Consider the following 16,389-nt stretch of genomic DNA (forward strand, 5'->3'; position numbering starts at 1 on the left):
TCATGCGTACACTTTCGGACATGAGTACGGTCGCCCTCGCCGCCACGGACGGGATGCTGCAGTTCGAGCTGGCCATCGCCAACGAGGTCTTCGGCTCGAGCCTGCCGGGATTCACCGGCTCCTGGTACGAACTCACCGTCTGCGGTCCGGCCGCGGTGAAGGTCGGCCGGTTCCTCCTCGAACCGGACCACGATCTCGGCCATCTCGCGCGCGCCGACACCGTCATCGTTCCCGGCTGGGCCGACGTCGACGTCGCTCCGCCCGCCGACCTCGTCGACGCCGTACGCGCCGCCCACGAGGCGGGCGCACGGGTGGCGTCCCTGTGCACTGGCGCTTTCGTACTGGCGGCCGCCGGTCTCCTCGACGGCAGCCGCGCGACGACGCACTGGGCGCACACCGACGTGCTCGCCGCCCGCCATCCCCTGGTGGAGGTCGATCCGGACGTCCTCTACGTCGACAACGGCAGTGTCCTCACCTCGGCGGGCAAAGCCGCCGCGATGGACCTGTGCCTGCATCTGGTCCGCTCCGACCACGGCTCGGCGGTCGCGAACACCGTCGCGCGCAGGCTGGTCGTGCCACCGCACCGCGCGGGCGGGCAGGCCCAGTTCGTCACCGCCCCGATGCCCGAACAGGACGAGCATCCGCTCGGCGGCCTGCTCCCCTGGGCGACCGAACGGCTGGACCGGCCGCTCACCGTGGAAGATCTCGCCCGGCACGCCAACATGAGTTCGCGCAACCTCGCCCGGCATTTCCGGTCGGCGACCGGGACGACGCCGTTGCGCTGGCTGCTGAACCAGCGCATCCGTCGCGCGCAGGAACTACTGGAGCGGACCGACGACAGCGTCGACCTCATCGCGGAGGCCACCGGGATGGGCACCGCCACGACACTGCGACGGCATTTCAACCGGACCGTCGGAGTGCCGCCGGACAGCTACCGCCGCACCTTCCGTGCTCGGACGACTGGCGGAGCCGCGCCGTGACCAGGTCCGCGGACCGACTAGCTCAAGGCCTTGCCCAGCCGCCGAAGTCCTTCCGCGATCGTCTCGGGCGCGTGCGTGGCGAACGAGAGCCGCAACGCCGACCGGTCCGGCTCCCCCACCTGGAACGCCGAGCCGGGCACGAAGGCGACGTCGTGGCGCAGCGCCTCGGGAAGCAGCAGGTCGGTGTCCGTGCCGCTGGGAAGGATGACCCAGACGAACATCCCGCCGTCCGGATCGGTCCAGGTCGTTCCGGACGGGGTGATCGCGGGTAGTTCGGCCAGCATGACGTCGCGGCGCACACGATAGGTCTCGCACAGCCTCCGCACATGCGCGTCGAGATCCGCGGTGGCCAGGTACTCGGCCGCCGCGGCCTGGTCGATGGTCGAGGTGTGCAGATCGCTCGCCTGCTTGAGGATCGCGACCCGGCGCAGGAGCTCCCTCGGCGCCCGGAGCCAGCCCAGCCGCATGCCCGGGGCGATCACCTTCGAGAAGCTGCCGAGGTAGATCGCGCGCTCGGCGAGTTCCGGCCGGGCCGACATCGGTTCTTCGCGTTCACCGCGATACCGCAGTTCGTGGTACGGATCGTCCTCGACGAGCCAGAACCCGTGGCGCGCGATCACTTCCGCGAGCGCGCGGCGTCGCGCGGGACCGACCGTGCGACCGGACGGATTCGAGAACGTCGGAACGACGTACAGCAGCGAAGGCCGTTCCCTGGCCGCGATCTCGTCCAGCACGGCCGGGTCGATCCCTTCCGAGTCGCCGGGAACGGGCACGATCCGTGCCTCGGCGAGTTGGAAGCACTGCAGTGCGGACAGGTACACCGGTTCTTCCACCAGCACGGTGGCGCCGGGATCGAGCAACGCGGTGCTCAGCAACTGCAGGCCCTGCTGGGAACCGGTGGTCACGAGCAGATCGTCCACAGTGGTCGCCAGGGCGCGACCCGTCAGCCGCGCCGCGAGCAGTTCCCGCAGACGCGGATTCCCTTCGGTGGGCGAGTACTGCAGCGCGCGGCGGGCGGGCTCCTCGGCGAGCGCGCGATCGAAGGCGGTGCGGAGACCGTCCACATCGAACAGTTCCGGCGCGGGCATGCCGCCGGCGAAGGAGATCACGCCCGGGCGGGCGGTGAGCGCGAGCAGGTCGCGCACGGGGGAACTGGTGACGCCGTCCATACGACGGGCGAGGGGAAGAGACATGGAAGCTCCTCGGGAGAACGTGCGGCTCAGTGTGCGGCCACCGGGGATCGTCCCGTGCGCAAGCAACCGCCGTCAGGATATCAGTCGACGCCTGCCATAGGCTCGGTCTTGTGCCGATCGTGGAAATCACTTATGCGCCCCGCCTTTCCGAAGCCAAGCTGCGCGAACTGGGCTCGGTTCTGCCGCACCTCGTGTCCGTCGCGGTGGAGTGTCCCGAGGAGCCCTACGACGGCGATCTGCAGCCGGGCGACGTCGAGCTGCGCTTCCGCCAGCCGGGCCCCTTCGACCGTTTCGGGCTCGATTTGCTGATCGAGGTCAAGTCCAAATGGTTCCCGAGCCGGGCGGGCAATCGCCAGGAGCGGGTGGACCTGCTGCGCACGAGTATCGAGTCCGCGACCGGGATCGACGATGTCGGCGTGTACCTCTCACTGCCTGTCGCCGCTTGGTCGCAATCGGACTAGCGCTCCCCGAACACGAGCCGCCGGACGAACGGGCTCCGGAACTTGCCGTCCGGGTCCAGTTCGGTGGCCAGCGCCCCGTCCGCGGTGACCAGTTCCAGACCGGACACGGCCGACGCGAGACTCTGGTTGCGCCATCCGGAGCCGTGGGTCGCCGTCGCGACGGTGCCCGCCACCGTGCAATGCGGCAGCGAAGCGAGGTTGGCCAGCGCGAACCCGGCCGCGTGCACCTGGACGGCGACGTCGCCATAACGGGCCGCCGCCGGCACCGAGAACGTCGCGGACTCCGCGTCGAGTACGGCCTCGGCGTCGAGCGCGGTCAGGTCGAGCTGGACGCCGCCCGGACAGTCCGCGATGTCGTTGAAGCAGTGCCTGCTGCCGAGTGCCTTGACGGCGGTCGCTTCGGCGACGCCTCCTGAACCTGTTCGACCGTGCGAGGGCGAAGTATCCGTTCCGCGGTGAAGGTCTGATTTCCCGCCCAGTTCGTCTCGCGCACCCTGCCCAGACTAGCTCGTCGCCGGCCTTGTCTCGCTGCCCCTGATTCCACTCAGTGAGAGAATGCCCGGATGTCCGGGAATCTTTCCACGCCGGGCGCCAGCGTCACGTCGCGGGCGTTCGCGCTGCTCGGCGCCTTCGACGTCGACCACCGGGAGCTGCCGCTGACCGCACTCGCGAACCGCGCGGACCTGCCGCTGCCCACCGCGCACCGGCTCGCCCGCGAACTCGTGGGACTGGGCGCGCTGGAGCGACGCGAGGATCGCTACGCCGTCGGCAGGCTGCTTTGGGATCTCGGCCTGCTCGCCCCCGTCCAGTTCGAACTGCGGCAGGTCGCGGCCCCCTTCCTGCAGGATCTCTACGGCGCGACCGGGGCGACCGTGCACCTCGGCGAGCGCGACGGTGGCCAGGTGCTCTACCTCGACCGGCTTTCCGGGAACGCGTCGGTGCCGGTGGTCAGCCGGATCGGCGGGCGGCTGCCGCTGCACGCCACCGGGGTCGGGAAGGTCCTGCTGGCGTGGGCTCCGGAGGATGTCCAGCGGCAGGTGCTCGCCTCGCTGACCCGCGTCACGCCGTACACCATCACGCAGCCCGGACGGCTGCGCGAGCAGTTGCGGCGCGTCCGCCGGGAGGGTTACGCGCAGACCGTCGAGGAGATGAGCCGAGGCGCCTGCTCGGTCGCCGTCCCGATCCGGCCGTCCGCCACCGGGAACGTCGTGGCGGCACTCGGCCTGGTCGTCCCGGATCTGAGCCGCGGCAGGGCACGGCTGGTCTCCGCACTGCAGGTGGCGGCCGCCGGAATCGGCCGAAGCCTGCGAGTTTCACTGAGTGAAAGCAAACGCTAGGAGTTCGCCTGCCTCGCGACCAGACTCCGGTCATGCGAACCCCAGTCGCCATCGTCGGCGCCGGCCCCGCCGGAATGCTCTTGTCGCAGCTACTCGATCTGGCGGGCGTCGAATCGGTGATCGTGGAGACCCGCTCGCGCGAGTACGTCGAGGCGCGGATCCGGGCGGGCATCCTCGAACAGTCCACAGTGGACCTCCTGCGCGGGGTCGGGCTCGCCGACCGGCTCGACCGCGAGGGTGACGAGCATCGCGGCATCTACCTGCAGTGGCCGGAGGAACGGCACCATCTCGATTTCGTCGATCTGGTCGGGCGAAGCGTCACCGTGTACGGCCAGACCGAGGTGACCAAGGACCTCGGCAAGGCGCGAGCGGCTGCGGGGCAGCAGATCCACTACGAAGTCAGCGACACTGCCGTACACGACATCGAGACCGACAAGCCCTACGTCACCTTCACTGCCCTGGACGGCACACCTCAGCGGCTGGACGCCGACGTCGTCGTCGGCTGCGACGGTTCCTTCGGGCCCTGCCGCACCGCGATTCCCGACGCCGCGAAGCAGACTTGGGAGCGCACCTACCCGTACTCGTGGCTCGGCGTCCTCGCCGACGTCGCCCCGTCGACCGACGAGCTCATCTACGCCTGGCATCCCGACGGTTTCGCCATGCATTCGATGCGTTCGGCCACCGTCAGCAGGCTGTATCTCCAGGTGCCCAACGGCACCGATATCGGCACGTGGTCCGACGAGCGGATCTGGGAGGCGCTCGCGGCCCGGCTCGGCCACGGTCAGAACGGCTGGACGCTCACCCCCGGGCCGATCATCGACAAAAGCGTGCTGCCCATGCGCAGTTTTGTACAGCAACCGATGCGGCACGGCCGCCTTTTCCTCGCCGGTGACGCCGCCCATATCGTGCCGCCGACCGGCGCCAAAGGCCTCAACCTCGCCGTGGCCGACGTCGCCCTCCTCGCCCCCGCGCTGGCCGCTTTGGTGCGGGACAAGAACTCCGCGCTCGCCGACGCCTACTCCGACGACGCACTGCGCCGGGTTTGGCGGTGTACGCATTTCTCGTGGTGGATGACGACGATGCTGCACCAATCGGGTGATCCGTTCGACCGGCAGTTGCAGCTTTCGCAGTTACGCTGGCTGGCGCGGAGCGAGGCGGGCCGGGCGGGGCTGGCGGAGAACTACGCGGGGCTGCCCATCGGTTTTTGACTCGTCTGGTCCGGATTTCGAGGGCGCCTGGCTAGCCTCGGACGATGGACGAATCCTCGATTCTGGACCTGGCAGGTCTGGCCACCCCCATGGCCATCCGCGTGGCAGCGACCCTCGGCCTGGCCGAGCGCGAGGGAACGGCCGAGCACCTCGCTTCCGAAACCGGGACCTCCACCGGCCCGTTGAAATGCCTGCTCGACCATCTGGTCTTGGTCGGCGTCTTCGCCCTCGACACGGAAACCGGTCGTTACAGCCCGACGAGCCTCGGCGCCCAGATCCGCGACGTCGGGCCCCTGCTCGACATCAACGCCGCCGGCGGGCGCGCGGAACTCGCTTTCGTGGACCTGCTCGGCACGATCACCACCGGAAAGCCCGCCTACACCGAACGCTACGGGCGCGACTTCTGGTCCGACGTCGAAGCCGACCCGGCGCTGCGGCGTTCGTTCGACCACCTGATGACCTGGCGCATCGAACGAGAGGCCCCGCAAGTCGCCGAACGGTTCGACTGGAGCCGTTTTCAGGACATCGTCGACGTCGGCGGCGGCGATGGCACCATCCTCGAGGCGATCCTGCGGGCGAACCCCGCGGTCCGCGGCCAGGTCCTGGACCTGGCCCCCGCGACAGCCGCCGCCACAGCCAGATTCGCCGAAGCAGGCCTCGGCGACCGCGCGGGCACCTTCACCGGCAGCTTCTTCGACCCGCTGCCCGCAGGCTCCGATGCCTACCTCCTGTCCGACATCCTGCACGACTGGGACGACGCACACGCCCGCGAAATCCTGACCGCCTGCCGCCGCGCCGCCACACCGAACGGCACCGTCGTGGTGATCGAACTGGTCCGGGAACGCGGCGCCGACACAGCGACCGACCTGTTCATGCTGATGTGCTACGCCGGCCGCGAACGGACGATCGACGAACTGGCGAAACTGGGGGCCGAATGCGGACTGACCCTGCAGGGCTCACGGCTGGTTTCGGAGGAACGGACGGCGGTGGAGTTCCGGGTCGCTCGGGAAGTGGGCTAGCACTTGCGGCTTGAGCAGGATGTCGCCGTTCTGCGGCGAACCTGAGCGGATCGGCATGCGGCAGTTTGGTCAGGTGACAGCCCCGGCTGTCGCCATTTCGTGGCAACGGCTTGCCGCCGAGTGCAGGACAGTCAGGTTCCGGGTGTTGCCGCTCTGCGGCGACGGACTCGGCAAGCCGGAGATCATTGGCGACCGTCCGAGTGATCACGTCATAGAAGTCTGTTCAGCTGCCGAAACGAGCCCCGCACACACGTTGCCGTTCTGCGGCAACGGGCCCAGGCGGATCAGCATGCGGCAGCATGGTCGAGCGACAGCCGTGGTTGTCACCATTTCGCGGCAACGCCGTGCCGCCGAGCGCGCGACTGCCAGGCGTCTGATGTTGCCGTTCTGCGGCAACGAACTCGGCAAGCCGAAGAACACCCGGGCGACCGTCCGAGAGGTCACGTCATAGATTCCTGTTCAGCTGCCGGAACGAGCCCTGCACACGTTGCCGTTTCGTAGCAACCATCAAGGACGAACCCAGCGACCGACAAGCGTTGATCAGGCGGCCACCCGCGGCCGTCACCATTCCGCGACAGCACCATGCCGCCGAGCACAGAACACCCAGGCACCTGGCGTTGCCGTTCTGCGGCAACGGCCCCAGGGGAACCCAGCAGGCGAGCAGCTTAGGTCAGGCCGCCAGCCGTGGTCGTTGCCATTCTGCGGCGACACCCCACCACCGAGCACGAGACAAGCCAGTCTGGCCGCCACACGGGAACAGCTCGACACGACCACAAACAACTCGTCGCCGTTTCGCGGCAACGAGTCAGAACGGCGGCGGTTCCGGCCGTGGGTCGTGCAGTGGCGGCGGCGTGCTGGTGTGGATCTGTCCGGTCGGGGTGGTGATCTTCAAGGTGCCATCGGGGTCGAGGTGATAGATCCAGCCGGGTTCGTCTTTCAACCGGTGATCACGGGGGCAGTAGGTGACCAGGTCGGCCACGTTCGTCTCGCCCTGGAACTGCCACGGAATCGAGTGGTCGAGTTCGCAGGCATGGGCGGCCCGGTTGCAGCCGGCTCTTCGGCACTCACGGTCCCGCACGCGGACGAATTCGGCTGTCGCCGCGTCGGGGCGATACCGGGTTCTGCCCAAGTCTTGGACCTGGCCGCTGAGAGGGTCGGTGATGATGCGCCGGAGCACGGTGTTCGGTCCCGCGGCGATCTGGCGTGCCAGCGAGGCGGGGAGGTGGCCGTGCCCTGCCATCTTCACGGGATCATGGTTCAAGCCCAGATACGTGGAGAGGTCCATGTACAGGAACACCTCGGTGCGTTCCGAGACACCGCCCTGTCCACCCAGAAGCAGGTCCAGGGCGATGTCAGCCCGAAGCTGATCCATCGTCCGCGAATCTCCCTGGTTCCGAAGTGCTCGAGCCTCACGATTGATCCGCTGATAGGCGGCGGTGACCTTCTCCACCGGGCCGTCCACCACCTCGATCGAAGCGACTCCGGCCTCACCTTGTGCCATGGACAACCGACGTCCTTCCCTGCATTCGGTCGCCTTCCGGTCGGCGCCGGCTCGATCAGCTCTCATCGCCGCGTAGCTCGCCGCTTTGCGAACCTGGCCGCTGTTCTTCTCCGGCAACCTCGACTCCAGCGCCGCATCCGCGACAAGTGAGTCCTCATCGGACAGCCAGGCCGTCGCCTCGGACACCTTGATGGCGGAGTGACCGTCGATCTTTCCCTTGTCCATCAACGACAACGTCCTCGGTAACCGCGACGTCAAAGCTACACCGGTCGCCACGAGAGAACCCGCGAAACCGTCCACAAGGTGCAGATCCATCGCCACCTCTTGCACCATGCTCCGCACCCCGCCGCGCACCTCACTCAACCGCGACAAAGCCCGAAACCGCACTGCCTCAAGACGCGCGAGAGCGACACTAACTTTCTTCGCGACAAGCATGGATTCCTTGTCATCCAAAGAACTCACTAAAGCATTGATCTCCTCCAAACGATCGGGATCGGTCATTTCCTCGAGAACGGCCAAGAGTTCGGCCCCAGAAGTAGCCACGAAAAGAACCTACAACCGACCACCGACAAGAATCGGGCACAACCCTGGTCCGCCGATTCGTTAGTTTCGCGTGTGCCGCGCCATCGTTCGGCGGGGCTTTGTTTGAACGAATCCGGCAGGTCGGCCGAGTTCGTCGAACTCGTCATGGATCTGCCGTGCCGGTCCGGGCTCTGCAGTTCGATGCCGTGTCGTATCGTGCCGCCCATGGTCCATGAGGCCGCACCTGGTCCGGCATCCGACGGCCGGCGATGACCGGACCGCGGCAGCAGACCCTTCATCTCGGCTCAGAACTCCGGCCAACCCCGCCGCAGAAAGGTGAACGCGGCGTCCAACGCGGCGTCCAGCGCGGCGCCGGGATCGGGTTCGACACCGACCAGGTCCGGAATCTCCAGGACATAGCGGGCCAGCAGCCGCACGGAGAAATCGTCCTGGCCGGACTGCTCGGCGATGACCTTTGTGAGCGCGTCCTCGCAACCGGTCCAGAGTGTCCTCGCGTAAGCGCGCAGTGCCGGGGTGGCGACCACCAGATCCGCGACGCGGCGCGACAGCGGATCGGGATCCGGGTCGAACGGGCCACGGGTCGCGAGAAAGTCCCGCAAAGCCTGCAGGATCGAGACGTCCTCGGCGCGGTCACGCACTGCGGCGGCCAGCGCCTCTTCGCGCGCACGCCCGTGGCCGAGGACCAGCGCCTCCTTGCCGCCGGGGAAATGCGCGAACAACGTGGACACCGCGGTGTCCGCGGCGTCGGCGATCTCCGCGACGGTGACGTTGTCGAAGCCCCGTTCCAGGAACAGGTCCCGCGCCGCCACCGACAGGGCCAGGCGGGTCGCCGCCTTCTTGCGTTCGCGCCTGCCCGGCTCGGTCTGTGTCATGCCACCCACGGTCCATCGGATGAAGTCCGAACTCGAAATGTATGTATATTCGGAGTGAGTTCGACTTTGCCCTGGAGCCCGCCATGACCTCTTGGGGCGTTCGCCATCCACCGCGTGCCGAAGGCAAGACCTTCCTGGTCACCGGCGGCAACGCGGGTATCGGCTACTTCACCGCCGAACAGCTCGCCGGTTCCGGTGCCACCGTGCTCCTCGGCAGCCGAAACGCCGCCAAGGCCGCCGCCGCGATGACGTCGATCCGATCCCGGGTCCCGGACACGAGCCTCGGGCACCTGCGGCTCGATCTCTCCGACCTTGCGTCCCTCAAGTCCTCCGTGGACACCCTGGAGATCGAGCGGCTCGACGCCGTCGTCTGCAACGCCGGCGTGCTCTTGGAAAATCAACCGAGGCGCGAGACCGCCGATGGCCACGAACTGACGTTCGCCACCAACCATCTCGGGCATTTCGTCCTGGTCCACCACCTCATGCCGCTGCTCGAAGCGGCGGAGGCCGGTCGCGTCGTCACCACGGGCAGCTTCGTGGGCAAGTCCGCGAAACTCGACCTGGACGACCTCCAGAGCAAGCGGGACTACCAGCCCAAGCGCGCGGCCGGGAGCACGGCGCTAAGCGTCGTCAACCATCCCGGTGGTGCGCTCGACTCCCTGACACCGCCGAGGCCGGTGCACGCGGCGCCGAGCGGCCGGAAGTTTCCCGCCGGACTTCTGTTGCACGGCAAGGAAGCCGGGGCTTGGCCCGCCGTCCGCGCGGTTCTCGACCCGGACGTGCGCGGCGGTGAGATGTTCGGCCCCCGGGTATTCGGCCTGCGCGGGGAGCCACGGCTGGAGCCGGTGCGCGGGAAGCTGGCCGACACCGCGCTCGCCGCCCGGTTGTGGGCGGCGAGCGTTGGTCTCATCGGCGTCGAGGTCACACGGTGACGTCGGCGGAGTCCGATTTGGACCGACGGCCGGGCCGGAGGCCCAGCAGCAGGTCGATCACCAGGAACGCCAGCAGGCTGATGCCGAACAACGGCACGAACCAGCCGATCGCGGCGGCGAGGACGACGAGCCCCGCCACCAGAGCGGGCGGCGCCTTCCGCCACTGTCCGCGCGGGATGGGCCGTCCGAACGTCAGCCCGGTGGCCCTGGTCGGCCTGCGCCGCCACCACATCCGGTAGCCGAGCACGACCAGCGTGACCAGACCTGCGCCGAGCAGGAGCAGCAAGATCTGGTTCGGCCAGCCGAAGAGCACGCCCATATGCGCGTCGATTCCCCAGCGGGCGAGCTTGGCCATTAGCGGGTAGTCGGCGAACCGCACCTCGCCGAGGATCTGCCCGGTGGTGCCGTCGACCGCGACGGCGTCGACCTGCGTCGGCCAGCCGCGTTCGACTTCTGCCACCTGCCAAGGAGATCCGGGTTCGGTGGGCAGCCCGATCTCGACCGAAGCCGCGTCGATTCCGGCGGCGCGGGCGGAGGCCAGCATCGCGTCCACGCTCTCGGGCCGGACGGGGGCAGGCGCCGCGGGCGCTTCCCCGTGCCCGGAGTGACCAGCGTGCTCGTCGGTGCCCGTCACCTTCAACGCCGGGGTCGCCCAGCCGAGGGATTCGCGCAGCGCGGAGACGTTCTCGCCCGCGTACGTCGACCATGTCAGCCCTGTCGCGGACAGGAACAGTGCGCCGAGCAGCACCCACAGGCCGACAGATCCGTGCCTGCGGACGGATTTTCCGCGTGGGGACACCGTTTTCGCGGCCTTTTCGGTCCGGCGGGCACGACGGCGGCTCACCCACAGCACGAGGCCGCCCAGCGCGACCACCCACAGCCAGGACGCGGCGAGTTCGCTGTAGAGCCGGCCCGGTTCACCGAGCAGCAGGTTGCGGTGCAACTGGTCGAGGGTGGTCCGGAGTGGCAGGGAGCCACTCGAGCCATACGCGACGAGGTCCCCGCGCACCTGCGCGGTGGCGGGGTCGACGAAGACCGCTCGTCGTTCGGACTCGCCGAGCCCTTCCTCGGCGAACAGCACGCGGGTCGTGTCGCCCGGCTCGGGGGCGGGGCGGATGGCGACCAGGTCACCGCCGGGGTTGGCCGCCTGCGCCGCCTTGACCTGGTCGGCGAGCGAGACCTGGTTCAGCCCGACGGGTGCCCGCAACTGGTCGGAGTAGACCCACGACTCCATTTGCGGAGTCGCCGCGTAAAGGACACCGGTGAGCGCGGCGATGAGGACGAAAGGACCGACGAGGACGCCGGCGTAGAAGTGGAGCCGGAGGAACAGTCCGCGCCAGGCGGACGCGCGCGGCGGGCTCGTGGCCGGTTCGATTTGGGTTGCCATGGGGAACTCCTGAGGCGTCGGTGGGGAGACGTGCGCCTGCGCCGTACGCCGGAAGTGGTCACGGCGCACGTGCTGAGCCCTGCCGCGACACGGGTCTCGGCAGGGTTTCGAGGATCAGGCGAACAACACCGGTGGACCGCGCCGGGAAAGGACGTCCCGCAGAAGTGCCTCGGTCGCGGGGTGCTTCACCGCGAGTGGGACGTGGATCCGCAGCGGCGCTGTCGCGGGCCACGGCGTCAGGCGGCGCGGGAGGACCGAGGCGATCAGCGTCATGAGGGCGAACAGCACACGCTCGGCGCCGGCCAGCACCGCGACCACCACGAGGGTCGCGGCGGCGTGCCCGGCGGTCATGAGCAGACCGTTGTCCGGGATTTCGGCGTGCGGGGAGTGCGACTCCCAGACCAGGAAGGTGAGGGAGGCGTGCATCGCCAACTGCCCGCCGCCCACCAAGCCGAGGATGGCGAGCGGACCGCGTTGATGCCCGGCGAGCGCGTACGCCACCCAGCTCAGCAGGGCGACGAGCAGCACGACCACGCCAAGATCGGGGATCCGCCCGCTGGCGCCGAGGTGGGCACCGGTCGCCAGGCTGCCGGTCAGCACCCCCACGGCACCGCCCCGGAGGCGCCGGGCCGGGCCTCGGGTCGGGGTCAGCACGCGCACGGGTGGCAGAGTAGAACGCGACCGGGCCCGCTGTCGCGTATCGATGACGCCCGGGGCATATCGGGTACTACGGTTCGAGGTCGGCCGCGGATCACGGCGTTATCCGTTCGTTATCCTTCCTGCTCGCGCCGAGGTAGCGGACGGACAGGTATCCGTCCTGGTCACGGCCGATTTCGGCGTCCACTTCGAACACTTCCCGCAGCGAGGACTCGGTGAGGACGTCCCCGGCCGGGCCGTCCGCCACGATCGTTCCGTCCCGCAGCAAGACCAGACGATCGCAGTATCGCGCGGCCAGCGTGAGGTCGTGCAGGACGATCACGACGGTCTGCTCGGTTCCGGCGACGAGGTCCATCAGCTCCAGCTGATGCCGGATGTCGAGATGGTTGGTCGGCTCGTCGAGCAGCAGCGCCGACGGACGTTGCGCCAGCGCCCGTGCGAGATGGGCGCGCTGGCGCTCGCCGCCGGAGAGCTGTTTCCACGGCCGGTCGGCCAGCGTTCCGAGGTCGAGCCGGTCCAGCGCCGCCATGACGATCGCCCGGTCCGTCGCGTCCGGCGCCCGCCATCGGGAGCGGTAGGCCGTGCGGCCGAGCATCGCGACCTCGGCGACGCACAGATCGCTCTCGGTCTCGGCGCTCTGCTCGACGAAGGCCGCGTGCCGCGCTCTCGTCCGCACCGGCCAGGTGGAGATGTCGACACCGTCGTAGTGGACCGAGCCCGCCGTCGGAGCCCGCAACCCCGCGAGGCAGCGCAACAGCGACGACTTGCCGGAGCCGTTCGGCCCGATCATGCCGACGGTCTCCCCCGGCTCGACCACGAGGTCCACCTCGCGCACGATCCTCTTGCCGGGGACGCCCCAGTCCACCCCGCGGGCTTCGATCCTCACAGTTCTCCCCGTCCGCGCAGTACCAGCAGGAACAGTGGAACGCCGACCAGCGCGGTGAACACGCCGACCGGCACCTCCAGTGGCGCGAACAGCACCCGCGCCACCGCGTCGGTCCACACCAGGAACACCGCCCCGGCCACCGCCGAAAGCGGCAGGAGCAACCGGTGCGACGGCCCGGTCAGGAACCGCACGCCGTGCGGGACGATCAACCCGACGAAGCCGATGGCGCCCACCGCCGCCACCGCGACCGCGGTCAGCAGGGAAGTCGTGACCAGCAGCACGGTCCGGGTCGTGCGGACGTCGATCCCCAAGGACGCGGCGGTGTCCGAGCCGAAGGCGAATCCGTCCAGCGCCGCCGAACAGGACCAGATCACCAGCAGCCCGATCGCGGCGGCGACGGCGCAGACGGCGACCGATTGCCACCGGGCGGGCGCCAGCGAACCGAGAAGCCAGTGGGCCAAGGCCCTCGTGCTGTCCGCGTCACCGGAGGACATGATCACCAGCGACGTCAGCGCGGCGAACAGTTCGGCGATCACGACACCGGTGAGCACGATCCGCATCGAGTCGACGCCCCGGCGCCGCAACAGGAGCATCAGCAGCCCGAACGAGATCAGCGCGCCCGCGAACGCGCCGCCGGTGACACCGAGCTGGGAACCGGCGAAGCCGAGGACGACCACGACGACGGCGCCGGTGGACGCACCGGAGGAGACGCCCAGCAGATAGGGATCCGCGAGCGCGTTACGGGTGACGCTCTGCAGGGCCGCGCCGCACACCGCCAGCACCGCACCGACCAACGCCGCCAGCAGCACCCTCGGCACCCGGAGATCCCAGATCAGCGAATCGGCCAGCCGCGGCAACGGCTGGACGGGAAGACCGAGCCGCACACCGGCGGCCCGGCCGAGTTCCGCCCAGCCGATCCCGCTTCCCAGCCCGGCGCGCGTCGCGACGACCAGCGACACGATCAGCAGGAGCAGCCAGCCGGAGACCAGGAGCCCTCGGCTCCGGACTCTCGCCGGTTCAGCCATGACCGAGGGTGTCGAGCCCGGAACCGAAGGCACGCAAGGCGTTGACCGTCCGCACGGAGGCGTCGAGTTCGATCCCCGGCAGCTTGACGACCTTGCCGTCGCGTACCGCCGGCAGCTGCGAGAGCACCGGATGCGCGCGCATCATCGCGAGCTTCTCGTCGGCGGTGTCGCCGGGGTTGCCGCGTTCGGAGAGGTCGCCGATCACGACGACGTCGGGGGCACGGTCGGCGATCGCCTCCCACGAGACCTCCGGCCATTCCTGGTCGATGTCGTCGAAAACGTTGGTGACACCGGAGATCCGGCTCATCTCGCTCGGCATCCCGGTGCGCCCGGCGACATACGGGACGTCCTTGAACACCGAGTAGACCCACACGACCTTGAGGCCCTGCGGTCGTTTCGCGGCCTTCTGACGGGCCTCGGCGAGCAACGCCCGTTGAGCGGTGGCCAGCTCACCGGCGCGATCGGCGACGCCCAGTGCCTTGCCGAGGTTCTCGTAGTCGCGGAACAACCGCTCGAACGCGTCGGCCTTGCCGTACGGGCAGTTGACCGCGCTGACATAGGTGGGGACGCCGAGGGCCGCCAGTTCGTCACGGGTGCCCGCGCGGTCCGCGGTGAAGAGCTCCTTGAAGGAGGCCGTCACGAAGTCCGGATTCGCCGCGCGCAGCGGTTCGGCGGTGAGAACCTTGGGCGAGAGCACCGGGATCTTCGCGTACTCCGCGGCGTGCTCCGGCGACACCTTGGTCTTCAGATTGGCCGTCCCGACCATCTTGCCGCCCGCGCCCAACGCGAGCAGGGTCTCGGTCGAAGACTGGTCCAAGGCGACGACGCGCTGCGGTGGGGCGGCGAACGACGACCGCTTGCCGCAGCTTTCGATCGCGCCCGGTGCGGCGGCGCCAGGCGCACCCTGATCAGATGTGCCGGTGGCGCAGCCCGCGACCAGCGCCATGACGACGGACGCGGTCGCCAGCCGTACGGGAAATGCCATGGATCCTCCAGCCCTCGAGTGTCACCCGATAGGCTTACCGATAACGATTACCGATTTCAAGTGAGTTGAGGTGCGAGACCCCGTGACCGACGACACCGCGCAGACACGGACCCCGGTGTTCCGCAGCCTGTCGTTCGGACGGCTCTGGACCGGGAACACGACCTCCGGGCTGGCGACCTGGGCGCTGCCGTTCATCCTCGGGCTGGCCGTGCTCGAACGGTCACTTTCAGCCGTGGACCTGGGCATCGTGCTGGCCGCGCGCACCGCGGGATTCCTCGTGGCCGTCCCGGTGGCAGGAGTACTCGCCGATCGGCACTCACGCCGCCAGGTCGTGCTCTGGGCAGGACTCATCGCCGGTCTCGCCACTCCCCTGATCGCGGTCGGGATGGGCCGATCCGTCCTGCTGATGGCCGTCGCGGCCACCGTCGTCGGCATCGGCCAGGGCGCGTGCCGCCCGGCGTTCCAGGCGCTGACCGCCGAGGTGATCGCCGAGGACCAGCGCCAGCAGGCCAACGCCGCGATGACCCTGGCCGTCCGGGTCACGACGCTGGTCGCGCCCGGTCTCACCGCCCTGCTGTCGCAGTTCGCCTCCACGTCGGTCCTCGTCATCGGCACCGGCGTGCTCTGGCTGGGCGCGGCGCTGATCCCGCCGGGAGGCACCTTCGCGCCGTCGCCGACCGCCAAGACCCGCTTCTTCGGCGAGTTCGCCGAAGGGCTCCGCGAAGCTCGCCGTCACCCGTGGTTCCTGGCCGGACTCGGGGCACTCACCGCCGTGATCGCAACCGGCTACTCCGCCACCGGCGTCGTGCTGCCGATGGTCAGCCGCGACCGTTACGACACCGAAGCCGTCCTGGCCGTCGGACTGACCGCGTACACACTCGGCGCGCTCGCGGGTGCCGTCGTCATCGCGCGCCGGCGCCCTCGGCGGCAGGGCTGGGCGGCGCTGATCGGACTCGGCTGCTACGGCTTCGCGCCACTGAGCCTGCTGTTCCCGGTGCACCCGGCCTTCGTCATCGCGGCCTACGCCGTCGCCGGACTGGGCATCGAACTGTTCAACGTCCCGTGGTTCACCGCGACCCAGCGGGAGGTCGAACCGGGAAAGCTCGCTCGAGTGTCCTCTTTGGACTTCCTGTTCTCCTACGGCCTGGCGCCCGCCGGGCTGGCGCTCATCGCACCCGCGATCGGCCAGTTCGGCGCGGTACCGGTGCTGGCGGTGTGCACCGTCATCTGCTTCGCCGCTCCGGCCGCCGCCGCGCTCGTTCCTTCTTCGCGCGACTTCCACGCAACCGCACCGGTCAAGAACGTCTGAGTTTTGCGCTCGGGCACTTCCTCACTCTGTGAGAAGTTGTGGCGTACCCTTTGCCCTACCCCTCAAAAGTACGGTATTGACGATTGGGGCACCG

At 69.2% G+C, this 16,389-nt stretch carries 17 protein-coding genes; 8 read left to right on the forward strand and 9 right to left on the reverse strand.

Annotation, left to right across the window (positions count from 1 at the left end):
• The first annotated feature begins 20 nt into the window (after positions 1 to 20).
• The gene (locus tag ACM6LR_RS11520) at positions 21 to 980 is read left to right on the forward strand and encodes a helix-turn-helix domain-containing protein (RefSeq protein WP_414943716.1); all 960 of its coding nucleotides are present in this window, start codon (positions 21 to 23) and stop codon (positions 978 to 980) included.
• A 17-nt stretch (positions 981 to 997) separates the two neighbouring features.
• On the opposite strand, the gene ACM6LR_RS11525 is transcribed toward ACM6LR_RS11520, so the two are convergent.
• Complete coding sequence (locus ACM6LR_RS11525) at positions 998 to 2,173, reverse strand: PLP-dependent aminotransferase family protein (RefSeq protein ID WP_414938702.1); 1,176 nt, start codon at positions 2,171 to 2,173, stop codon at positions 998 to 1,000.
• Positions 2,174 to 2,283: 110 nt separating this feature from the next.
• Here ACM6LR_RS11525 and ACM6LR_RS11530 point away from each other — a divergent pair, with 110 nt between their 5' ends.
• Positions 2,284 to 2,634 (forward strand): hypothetical protein, encoded by a 351-nt coding sequence (locus tag ACM6LR_RS11530; RefSeq protein ID WP_414938701.1) that lies wholly within the window; start codon positions 2,284 to 2,286, stop codon positions 2,632 to 2,634.
• Here the strand turns inward: ACM6LR_RS11530 and ACM6LR_RS11535 are convergent.
• Complete coding sequence (locus ACM6LR_RS11535) at positions 2,631 to 3,113, reverse strand: FAD-binding protein (RefSeq protein WP_414943803.1); 483 nt, start codon at positions 3,111 to 3,113, stop codon at positions 2,631 to 2,633. The two genes, ACM6LR_RS11530 and ACM6LR_RS11535, sit on opposite strands and share 4 nt — an antisense overlap.
• 84 nt (positions 3,114 to 3,197) lie before the next feature.
• On the opposite strand from ACM6LR_RS11535, the gene ACM6LR_RS11540 reads away from it, so the two are divergent.
• The 4 genes from ACM6LR_RS11540 to ACM6LR_RS11555 are packed head-to-tail and all read left to right on the forward strand — an operon-like array spanning position 3,198 to position 6,649.
• Positions 3,198 to 3,971 (forward strand): IclR family transcriptional regulator, encoded by a 774-nt coding sequence (locus tag ACM6LR_RS11540; RefSeq protein ID WP_414938700.1) that lies wholly within the window; start codon positions 3,198 to 3,200, stop codon positions 3,969 to 3,971.
• Between the two features lie 32 nt (positions 3,972 to 4,003).
• Positions 4,004 to 5,179 carry a 4-hydroxybenzoate 3-monooxygenase gene (locus tag ACM6LR_RS11545; protein WP_414938699.1) on the forward strand — a complete coding sequence of 392 codons (1,176 nt, stop codon included), beginning with the start codon at positions 4,004 to 4,006 and terminating at the stop codon, positions 5,177 to 5,179.
• Between the two features lie 44 nt (positions 5,180 to 5,223).
• Positions 5,224 to 6,198 carry a methyltransferase gene (locus ACM6LR_RS11550; RefSeq protein ID WP_414943717.1) on the forward strand — a complete coding sequence of 325 codons (975 nt, stop codon included), beginning with the start codon at positions 5,224 to 5,226 and terminating at the stop codon, positions 6,196 to 6,198.
• A 10-nt stretch (positions 6,199 to 6,208) separates the two neighbouring features.
• Positions 6,209 to 6,649, forward strand: coding sequence for a hypothetical protein (locus tag ACM6LR_RS11555; RefSeq protein ID WP_414943718.1), 441 nt, complete (start codon positions 6,209 to 6,211; stop codon positions 6,647 to 6,649).
• A gap of 354 nt (positions 6,650 to 7,003) precedes the next feature.
• Here ACM6LR_RS11555 and ACM6LR_RS11560 read toward each other — a convergent pair whose 3' ends face one another.
• Both ACM6LR_RS11560 and ACM6LR_RS11565 read right to left on the reverse strand, forming a co-directional pair.
• On the reverse strand, positions 7,004 to 8,200 hold the full coding sequence (locus ACM6LR_RS11560; RefSeq protein WP_414939143.1) for a DUF222 domain-containing protein: 1,197 nt from the start codon (positions 8,198 to 8,200) through the stop codon (positions 7,004 to 7,006).
• A 326-nt stretch (positions 8,201 to 8,526) separates the two neighbouring features.
• Positions 8,527 to 9,114: a TetR/AcrR family transcriptional regulator gene (locus tag ACM6LR_RS11565; protein WP_414943719.1), complete on the reverse strand. Its 588-nt coding sequence runs from the start codon at positions 9,112 to 9,114 to the stop codon at positions 8,527 to 8,529.
• 83 nt (positions 9,115 to 9,197) lie between these two features.
• On the opposite strand from ACM6LR_RS11565, the gene ACM6LR_RS11570 reads away from it, so the two are divergent.
• Positions 9,198 to 10,046 (forward strand): SDR family NAD(P)-dependent oxidoreductase, encoded by an 849-nt coding sequence (locus ACM6LR_RS11570; protein ID WP_414938695.1) that lies wholly within the window; start codon positions 9,198 to 9,200, stop codon positions 10,044 to 10,046.
• Here the strand turns inward: ACM6LR_RS11570 and ACM6LR_RS11575 are convergent.
• From ACM6LR_RS11575 to ACM6LR_RS11595, 5 genes are all read right to left on the reverse strand, one after another.
• Positions 10,036 to 11,433: a PepSY-associated TM helix domain-containing protein gene (locus ACM6LR_RS11575; RefSeq protein ID WP_414943720.1), complete on the reverse strand. Its 1,398-nt coding sequence runs from the start codon at positions 11,431 to 11,433 to the stop codon at positions 10,036 to 10,038. The genes ACM6LR_RS11570 and ACM6LR_RS11575 overlap by 11 nt on opposite strands.
• A gap of 114 nt (positions 11,434 to 11,547) precedes the next feature.
• The gene (locus tag ACM6LR_RS11580; protein WP_414938693.1) at positions 11,548 to 12,093 is read right to left on the reverse strand and encodes a hypothetical protein; all 546 of its coding nucleotides are present in this window, start codon (positions 12,091 to 12,093) and stop codon (positions 11,548 to 11,550) included.
• A gap of 91 nt (positions 12,094 to 12,184) precedes the next feature.
• A complete protein-coding gene (locus ACM6LR_RS11585; RefSeq protein ID WP_414943721.1) occupies positions 12,185 to 12,976 on the reverse strand; it encodes an ABC transporter ATP-binding protein in 792 nt (263 codons plus the stop codon).
• Positions 12,973 to 14,001 carry a FecCD family ABC transporter permease gene (locus tag ACM6LR_RS11590; protein WP_414938691.1) on the reverse strand — a complete coding sequence of 343 codons (1,029 nt, stop codon included), beginning with the start codon at positions 13,999 to 14,001 and terminating at the stop codon, positions 12,973 to 12,975. The genes ACM6LR_RS11585 and ACM6LR_RS11590 overlap by 4 nt, the downstream gene beginning before the upstream one ends.
• On the reverse strand, positions 13,994 to 14,986 hold the full coding sequence (locus ACM6LR_RS11595; RefSeq protein WP_414938690.1) for a helical backbone metal receptor: 993 nt from the start codon (positions 14,984 to 14,986) through the stop codon (positions 13,994 to 13,996). Before ACM6LR_RS11595 ends, ACM6LR_RS11590 begins: the two co-directional genes overlap by 8 nt.
• A 115-nt stretch (positions 14,987 to 15,101) precedes the next feature.
• Here ACM6LR_RS11595 and ACM6LR_RS11600 point away from each other — a divergent pair, with 115 nt between their 5' ends.
• On the forward strand, positions 15,102 to 16,295 hold the full coding sequence (locus ACM6LR_RS11600; protein ID WP_414939142.1) for an MFS transporter: 1,194 nt from the start codon (positions 15,102 to 15,104) through the stop codon (positions 16,293 to 16,295).
• The last annotated feature ends 94 nt before the right edge of the window (positions 16,296 to 16,389 follow it).

It is taken from the genome of Amycolatopsis sp. cmx-11-32 (assembly GCF_047608695.1).
GTDB lineage: Bacteria > Actinomycetota > Actinomycetes > Mycobacteriales > Pseudonocardiaceae > Amycolatopsis.

Coding starts and splice junctions, on each gene's coding strand:
- ACM6LR_RS11520 (WP_414943716.1), top strand. CDS start 21: ATGAGTACGGTCGCCCTCGCCGCCACGGACGGGATGCTGCAGTTCGAG.
- ACM6LR_RS11525 (WP_414938702.1), bottom strand. CDS start 2,173: ATGTCTCTTCCCCTCGCCCGTCGTATGGACGGCGTCACCAGTTCCCCC.
- ACM6LR_RS11540 (WP_414938700.1), top strand. CDS start 3,198: ATGTCCGGGAATCTTTCCACGCCGGGCGCCAGCGTCACGTCGCGGGCG.
- ACM6LR_RS11545 (WP_414938699.1), top strand. CDS start 4,004: ATGCGAACCCCAGTCGCCATCGTCGGCGCCGGCCCCGCCGGAATGCTC.
- ACM6LR_RS11550 (WP_414943717.1), top strand. CDS start 5,224: ATGGACGAATCCTCGATTCTGGACCTGGCAGGTCTGGCCACCCCCATG.
- ACM6LR_RS11560 (WP_414939143.1), bottom strand. CDS start 8,200: ATGACCGATCCCGATCGTTTGGAGGAGATCAATGCTTTAGTGAGTTCT.
- ACM6LR_RS11565 (WP_414943719.1), bottom strand. CDS start 9,114: ATGACACAGACCGAGCCGGGCAGGCGCGAACGCAAGAAGGCGGCGACC.
- ACM6LR_RS11570 (WP_414938695.1), top strand. CDS start 9,198: ATGACCTCTTGGGGCGTTCGCCATCCACCGCGTGCCGAAGGCAAGACC.
- ACM6LR_RS11575 (WP_414943720.1), bottom strand. CDS start 11,433: ATGGCAACCCAAATCGAACCGGCCACGAGCCCGCCGCGCGCGTCCGCC.
- ACM6LR_RS11590 (WP_414938691.1), bottom strand. CDS start 14,001: ATGGCTGAACCGGCGAGAGTCCGGAGCCGAGGGCTCCTGGTCTCCGGC.
- ACM6LR_RS11595 (WP_414938690.1), bottom strand. CDS start 14,986: ATGGCATTTCCCGTACGGCTGGCGACCGCGTCCGTCGTCATGGCGCTG.